Origin of the sequence: Mycobacterium kyogaense (assembly GCF_003254575.1) — a bacterium.
Taxonomy (GTDB): domain Bacteria; phylum Actinomycetota; class Actinomycetes; order Mycobacteriales; family Mycobacteriaceae; genus Mycobacterium; species Mycobacterium kyogaense.
Genome location: NZ_QJUA01000043.1, coordinates 41,168 through 48,039, shown reverse-complemented (window position 1 = coordinate 48,039; position 6,872 = coordinate 41,168). Strand labels below are relative to the sequence as shown.

Below are 6,872 nucleotides of genomic sequence, written 5' to 3'. Positions count from 1 at the left end.
CGACACCTCCGGGGCGTGTCAGGAGGTCCGCGCGCGTCAACACACGGACCCAAAGGAATCGGTTACAGATCCCTTCCTGACACCTCCGGAGGCATTTGAGAAGGACTAACTCGATCTATATCAGCGGCCCGCCAGGAGCTTGTCGAGCAGGTCGACGAATGCGTTCGGATGCTCGGGTGTGCACGCGGGCCGCGGGAAGGCGCCGCGGACGTCGAGGGTGACGAGCGTGGACTTGCGCGGCCGGTTCACATCCAGCGGGAGCCAGCACCGTAAATCAGTGCCCCACAGGCGGAACCGCGACATGAACAGCCCCAGCGGGCTGACGTGGTAGCCGCGGATGTCGCGCAACGGGATGATCTTCGAGGTGCCTGACGGGAAGTGATAGCGGCGCAGGGTCAGTGCTTCGCGGTCGAGCTGGATCAGCCCGTCGTCGTAGAACGGGCTCGAGACAGCACCGGCGCTCACAGTTTCTGCGACCTCAGCTCGTGGCCCTTGGTGGTCAGGCACCGTCCGCTGTCCAGATTCCACTGCCAGCCGTGCAGATTGCAGGTGAGCGTATTGCCCTCCACCACACCGAATTTCGACAGATCAGCCTTCAGATGGGGGCAGCGGCGCTGGATTTCGTAGCCCTCCAGCGTGATCGAGGCGGTGTCGTCGTGCGCCTCGGCGAACCAGCCGTCGGCGTAGGCGATGCGCTCGTCGGTCAGGCACTTGAAGAACGTGTACAGGTATTCGTTGTATCCGCCGACCCGCCAGGCCCGGAACCGCGTGGACAAGAAGATGGTGTTCACCCAGTCCGGTTCCCGGTCGCGCACGACCGTGCGTACCAATTCGGCCGGTATCTCGAATCCGTACCTGAACTTCTCATCCGAGATCGGCTCGCGCACAGAGCGTTTGGGGAAGTCCAGCACCACCGTTTCAGGCCCCAACCGCAGCTCCACGGGATAACCGATGCCGTCGCAGATCTGGTCGGAGGCCGACATGATGGGTTCGAACAGTTCCCGTAGCGGCGCGAGCAGTGGCTCTCCGTCGGCCGGCGCCCAGGACGCCTTCTCGGCGGCGAGCACCGGGGCCATCCGCTCCGCGTACGCGTCGATGTAGTCGGCCTTGCCGGTGGTGAAGATCGCTCGGACCTCGTCGTCGGGTGCGGGGTGACGCAGCGAATCCAGTTGTGAGCCGGTGAATTCCGCAGTCGATCCGGGGATCATCAACAGCCCGCCGGTGTGCCCGTGCGAGGCCATCTGGTCCAGGAACACCACCTGGTCGGGGAAGATGTTCGCCGGATCGCCGTGGTCGTCGTTGAGGTCGCGCAGCTCCGGATCCAGGAAGCACGGCGGACCGGCCGAGGGCACCACCCAGGTGGCGCCGACCTGTGCGATGTACTGCCGGCACCGGTCCATCTGACGCTGGCGCTTCTGCACACCGAACGCGTACTTGGCCCGCTCGGGCATGTCGTAGACCATCGGGTACCAGATCGCCCCGGAGTACTGCAGCATGTGCACGTCGATCTCACCGAAGTCGGCGGCCAGCACGTCGAGATCGACCGGCCGGGCGTCGTTCATGTTGAACGCCACCGTCTCGCCGTCGGAAACCACGAGACCGGAGTCGCCGATGGGGCCGTCCGCGGGAGCCCGCAGCGCGATGATCATCACGTCGAGGTCGCCTTTGGGACCGCTGACGCGGTGTTTCACCGAATCGGTGGTCTCGAAGAACTGGTGGAAGCCGAGCTTCTCGAGCTCACGGCGTAGATCCGGCACCGGGTAGTCCGGCAGCAGCACGACGGCGTCCTTGCGGACGTGATCACGCAGGATCACCGGGTCGAAGTGGTCCTTGTGCAGGTGCGACACGTAGAGATAGTCGACGTCGCCCAGCGCCGCCCATTCCAGACCGCTGTTGTCAGGGAACGGGAACCACGAGGCGAAATACGCCGGCGTCACCCACGGATCGCACAGGATGCTCCCGGCCTTGGTGTCGATGCGGAAGCCGGCGTGCCCGACACTGGTGACCTGCACAAATACCCCTCTGACGACTGCTTGCTCGTCTGTCAGCTTAGCCCGGCCGCGCGGGCTCGTCGTCCCACCGCTGCCGGTAGAACGCGATGCGTTCGGCGTCCGGTGCCACCCCGTAGGCGGCGAGCAGCACCGCCTCCCACTCGCCACCTGGATAGTTCCAGTCCAGCGACATCGTGGCGATGGCGAGGTCGGCCCACAGGTCAGCCACGCCGAGGTCGCCGAGGTCGACGTGGCCGGCGAACGAGCCGTCGTCAGCCATCAGGGTGTTGGGGGCGCAGGCGTCGCCGTGGCAGACCACGAGCCGCGCAGGTGGGGGAGCGCCCTCGCCGATCCAGGACGGTGCGCCGAACGGACAGTCCGCGACGGGCAGTGAGTCGTGCAGCGCGCGCAGTCCGGCACCGATGGCCCGCGCGGCGGTCTCCGGTCGGCCGGTCCACCGCGCGTCGACGGCCGAGCGACCGGGCAGGGCCGCGGTGTGCAACCAGCCGCGACCGCTGGCCAGCACCTCGGGCACGGTCGCGTGACGACGAGCCCACGCCAACCGCACCGCCTCGTCGTCGAGCAGATGGGCGACCCCGTCGGGATAGGTCTTGACGAACGCTGTCGGTGGATCGCCGACGGCGAACGTGACCCCGCCCAGTTCGTTGACCCACACCGCAGCCACCGGCAGGCCGCCCGCTATCCGGGACACGACGGCCGGCACGGGCAGCGGTTGGCTCGGCGTACTCACGGCGAGCCCCACTGTGCCACGCACTACGCTGGCGCCTGTGGAACCGGTATACGGCACTGTCATCCAGCTCGCCCGGCTCGTCTGGCGTGCGCAGGGCCTGACGTTCACCGTCACCGGCGTCGAGAACCTGCCCCGCACCGGCGGTGCAGTGATTGCGATCAACCACACCAGCTACTTCGACTTCACTTTCGCCGGGCTCCCCGCTTACCGGCAGCACCTGGGCCGCAAGGTGCGGTTCATGGCGAAGAAGGAAGTGTTCGACCACAGCGTCACCGGGCCGATCATGCGCAGCCTGCGCCACATCGCGGTCGATCGCGACAGCGGTGCCGCGTCGTACGCGGAGGCGGTGCAGAAGCTCAAGGACGGCGAGTTCGTCGGCGTCTATCCCGAGGCCACGGTCAGCCGCAGCTTCGAGATCAAGGACTTCAAGTCCGGTGCGGCGCGGATGGCGATCGACGCCGACGTGCCCATCGTGCCGCACATCGTGTGGGGCGCTCAGCGCATCTGGACCAAGGGCCACCCGAAGAAGATGTGGCGGCCCAAGGTGCCCATCTCGATCGCGGTCGGCGCACCCATCTACCCGACGCTGCCGGCCGCCGAGCTGACCGCGCTGCTGCATTCGCGGATGCAGCATCTTCTGACCGAGGTGCAGGACGCCTACGGCCCGCATCCGCCCGGCGAATTCTGGGTGCCGCACCGCCTGGGCGGTGGCGCTCCGACTCTGGCCGAGGCCAACAGGATGGACGCCGACGAGGCGGCCGCCAAGGCCGCCCGTCGCGCCGGCCCGTCCACCGAGGCGCCGGGGTAAGCCGTGGAACCGGTCTTCCGCTCGCTCGAGATCGCGGCGATGCTGGCGGTGCGGGCCACCGGGACGACGATCACCTTCCGCGGGTTGGAGAACATGCCCACCTCGGGGGGTGCTGTCGTCGCGATCAATCACACCGGTTACGTCGACTGGCTGCCCGCGGCGTTGGCCGCCATGCGCCGGCACCGCCGGATGCGGTTCATGATCAAGGCCGAGATGAACGAGGTGAAGACCGTCGCCTATCTGATCAAGCACACCAAGACGATTCCGGTGGATCGAAAGGCCGGCGCCGAAGCCTACGTCCATGCCGTCGAGGCGCTGCGGGCCGGCGAGATCGTCGGGGTGTACCCGGAGGCCACCATCAGCCGCAGCTTCGAACTAAAGGAGTTCAAGAGCGGGGCCGCCCGCATGGCGCGGGAGGCGCAGGTGCCCATCGTGCCGCTGATCGTCTGGGGAGCGCAACGGATCTGGACCAAAGATCAGCCGAGAGCGTTGGGCCGCAGCAAGATCCCGGTCACCGTTGCGGTGGGCGCGCCGGTCCCCCCGGACAGTGATGTCGACGAACTCAGCGGCCGGATGAGGGCGGCGATGACCGAGCTGCTGCACGACGCGCAACAGGGCTATCCGGCGCCGCCCGGGGCGCCGTGGCTGCCGCGCCGGCTCGGCGGAAGCGCACCCACCCCGGTCGAAGCCGCCCGGATCGAAGAGGCGGAGCTCGCCGAGCGAGCCCGCAGACGGGGAGAAACCGCGTGACACCCGAACTGGTCGCGACCGATGTCGACGGCACCCTGCTCGACGACGACGAAACGGTCAGCCCGCGCACCCGAGAGGCGGTGCGCGCCGTCGTCGACTCCGGGGCGCAGTTCGTGCTCGCCACAGGCAGGCCGCCCCGATGGATCACCCCGATCGTCGACCAGTTGGGTTTCGCGCCGATGGCGGTGTGCGCCAACGGCGCAGTGATCTACGACCCGTCGGCGGATCGCATCGTCAGCGCGCGCACGTTGTCCGCAGACGAGCTGGGGCAACTGGCCGAGGTCGCCGCACGGGTGATACCCGGCGCGGGCCTCGCGGTCGAGCGGGTGGGCAGGACCGCCCATGACGCCGCCACTCCGCAGTTCGTCAGCTCGCCCGGGTATGAGCACGCGTGGCTGAACCCGGACAACACCGAAGTGTCGCTGGAGGATCTGCTCAGCGCGCCCGCGGTGAAACTGCTGATCCGCAAGGCGGGCGCCCGCAGCGCCGACATGGCGGCGGCTCTGTTCGAACATGTCGGCACCGCCGGCGACATCACGTACTCCACCAACAACGGGCTGATCGAGATCGTCCCCACCGGCATCAGCAAGGCGACGGGTATCGCGGAACTGAGTGTCCCGCAAGGGATCGACGCTGCCCACATCGTGACGTTCGGAGACATGCCCAACGACGTGCCGATGCTCGCGTGGGCGGGGTTGGGGGTCGCGATGGGCAACGCACATCCCGACGCCGTCGCGGCCGCAGACGAGGTGACGGCCACCAACGCCGAGCACGGGGTCGCGCGCGTGCTGGAGCGGTTTTGGGGCTAGCCGGACGACGATCAAGCGGCGAGGTACGAGCCGCGTTGAGAAGTCCGGCAATTGGGTCGGAGCCGGACGACGATCAAGCGGCGAGGTACGAGCCGCGTTGAGAAGTTCGGCAATTGGGGCGAGTCACGCCGGGTTGATCGGGGGAGTGAAGCGCTCGAGTTGGACGGGGTTGTCGACGGGGCGGGTCAGTTCGACGGGGATGCCGTCGGTCACCCGGGTGACGGTGCCCTTCTCCCGGTCGAAGTTGAGGGTGCCGTGTTGGAAGTTCTGCACGATCCACAGCGGTTCGGCGATCTCGGCACTGGTCGGCAAACCCAGCGCGCCCCGCTCGAATCCCAGTGTGCCCCAGGCGTTGTACAGTTCACCGGTGATCGGCTCGGCGCCCGTGGTGGGGGACCAGTAGACCGCACCGTGTTCGAAGGTGGCGTAGCGGGTCGCGCCCTCTCCGGAGGCCTCGGGCGAGGTCGGCTTGCCGAGGTAGCTGTTGATCCCGCCCAGCTTGTCCCACGTGGTGAAGATCGCGCCGCCGCGCAGCTGCTCGATGAGTAGGTCAGCTCCGGGTGGCTCGTTGAATGCTGCTGCCATGTCCCGGATCTGGGGCATCACCGCGTAGGCGGCGTTGCCCGGGCACTCGGTGTTGCCGACGTCGCGGTGGGTGAAGATGGTCGGCAGCGTCGGGGACGAGCCGAACGGGAATTTCGTGAACGCTCCGCCCTCGGACGGCAGCACCACGGTGCCACGTGGGTCGACCCCGGCCTGACCCAGCACCCAGCCGAGAAGCCGTGCCGTGGTGCGTAATTGGATGGGCGTCGGCGGGACGTCGGTGAAGTTGCCGAGCATGGCGACGCCCCACGTGTTGTGGTTGAACCCGCCGGTGTGGCTGCCCTCGACAGGTCGGGTCATGCCGCCGGCCCGACCCTCGAACACCTGCCCGTACTTGTCGACCAGTGCGTTGTAGGCGATGTCGCACCAGCCGAGGGTGCGCGTGTGGTACTCGTAGATCGAGCGGACGATCCCCGCCGAGTCCTGTGGGGTGTAGTCGTTGCTCCCCGCGGAGTGGTGCACGACGCCGGCCTGAATCCTGCTGTCGTAGCGGGGTTCTCCGCAGCGCATCGATTCATCGGCACCCCATGCGGCGCGGTTGATGATGCTGGGCGGTTGCCCCGGCGGTGTCGCCGCGTTGGGGAGGGGGAGCAGATCGACGGGCGTCTGTGGCGGGCTGATGAGGACGGCGTTGATGTTCTCGGCAAAGGGCTGTTCGACGGTCGCCGGGATGTAGCCGAGCGCCGGACGCGGCCCCTGCGCGGGGGCCGCAGGTCCGGTCACGGGAGCGTTGGGCGGCCGGGTGACCTCGATCTGCACCGTCGTGGTGCGGCCGACGAACACGGGTTCGGTGCCGCGCGGTGCGTCGTGGCTGGTCGGGCCGACACCCTCGAGGGCCTCGGCGTCGAACCAGGGGCCCCAGCTGCCGTCGGATTTCTTCGCCCGCACCCGGGCGGTGGTGCCGGTCAGATCCCCTGATGTCAACGCGACCATCGAGAACGGCGTGTCCTGGTGGATCTCGCGAACGGTGCGGCCTCCGCCGAGTTCGGCCAGCGGCCGCGATGCCATCTGCGGCGCGGCGATCGCGGGGGTCGGTGCAGGGTCAGCGCTGATGATCGCGCGTACGAGCAGCGCGGTGAGCAACACCGTCCCCGCCAGCGCGACGATCAGTGTCGACCTCGGACCACGACACAGCACGGGCTGATGTTACGTATGTGTCA

At 68.1% G+C, this 6,872-nt stretch carries 7 protein-coding genes; 3 read left to right on the top strand and 4 right to left on the bottom strand.

All coding sequences use genetic code 11. The annotated features are described in order from the left end of the window. Positions 1–120: 120 nt before the first annotated feature. From DMB80_RS23160 to DMB80_RS23150, 3 genes are read right to left on the bottom strand one after another with little or no spacing between them, the layout of a single operon-like run. Complete coding sequence (locus DMB80_RS23160) at positions 121–465, bottom strand: hypothetical protein (RefSeq protein WP_111512007.1); 345 nt, start codon at positions 463–465, stop codon at positions 121–123. After that, on the bottom strand, positions 462–2,012 hold the full coding sequence (locus DMB80_RS23155) for a Rieske 2Fe-2S domain-containing protein (RefSeq protein ID WP_111512006.1): 1,551 nt from the start codon (positions 2,010–2,012) through the stop codon (positions 462–464). Before DMB80_RS23155 ends, DMB80_RS23160 begins: the two co-directional genes overlap by 4 nt. Positions 2,013–2,049: 37 nt before the next feature. After that, positions 2,050–2,742, bottom strand: coding sequence for an aminoglycoside 3'-phosphotransferase (locus DMB80_RS23150; protein WP_205538866.1), 693 nt, complete (start codon positions 2,740–2,742; stop codon positions 2,050–2,052). A gap of 37 nt (positions 2,743–2,779) precedes the next feature. Here DMB80_RS23150 and DMB80_RS23145 point away from each other — a divergent pair, with 37 nt between their 5' ends. From DMB80_RS23145 to DMB80_RS23135, 3 genes are read left to right on the top strand one after another with little or no spacing between them, the layout of a single operon-like run. Then, positions 2,780–3,550 (top strand): lysophospholipid acyltransferase family protein, encoded by a 771-nt coding sequence (locus tag DMB80_RS23145; RefSeq protein ID WP_111512004.1) that lies wholly within the window; start codon positions 2,780–2,782, stop codon positions 3,548–3,550. 3 nt (positions 3,551–3,553) lie between these two features. Beyond that, complete coding sequence (locus DMB80_RS23140; RefSeq protein ID WP_111512003.1) at positions 3,554–4,300, top strand: lysophospholipid acyltransferase family protein; 747 nt, start codon at positions 3,554–3,556, stop codon at positions 4,298–4,300. Beyond that, entirely contained in the window at positions 4,297–5,109 is an 813-nt protein-coding gene (locus DMB80_RS23135) for a Cof-type HAD-IIB family hydrolase (RefSeq protein ID WP_046366801.1), read from the top strand. Before DMB80_RS23140 ends, DMB80_RS23135 begins: the two co-directional genes overlap by 4 nt. Positions 5,110–5,232: 123 nt before the next feature. Here the strand turns inward: DMB80_RS23135 and DMB80_RS23130 are convergent, their stop codons facing one another. Then, positions 5,233–6,849: an N-acetylmuramoyl-L-alanine amidase gene (locus DMB80_RS23130; RefSeq protein WP_240431352.1), complete on the bottom strand. Its 1,617-nt coding sequence runs from the start codon at positions 6,847–6,849 to the stop codon at positions 5,233–5,235. Between the last annotated feature and the right edge of the window lie 23 nt (positions 6,850–6,872).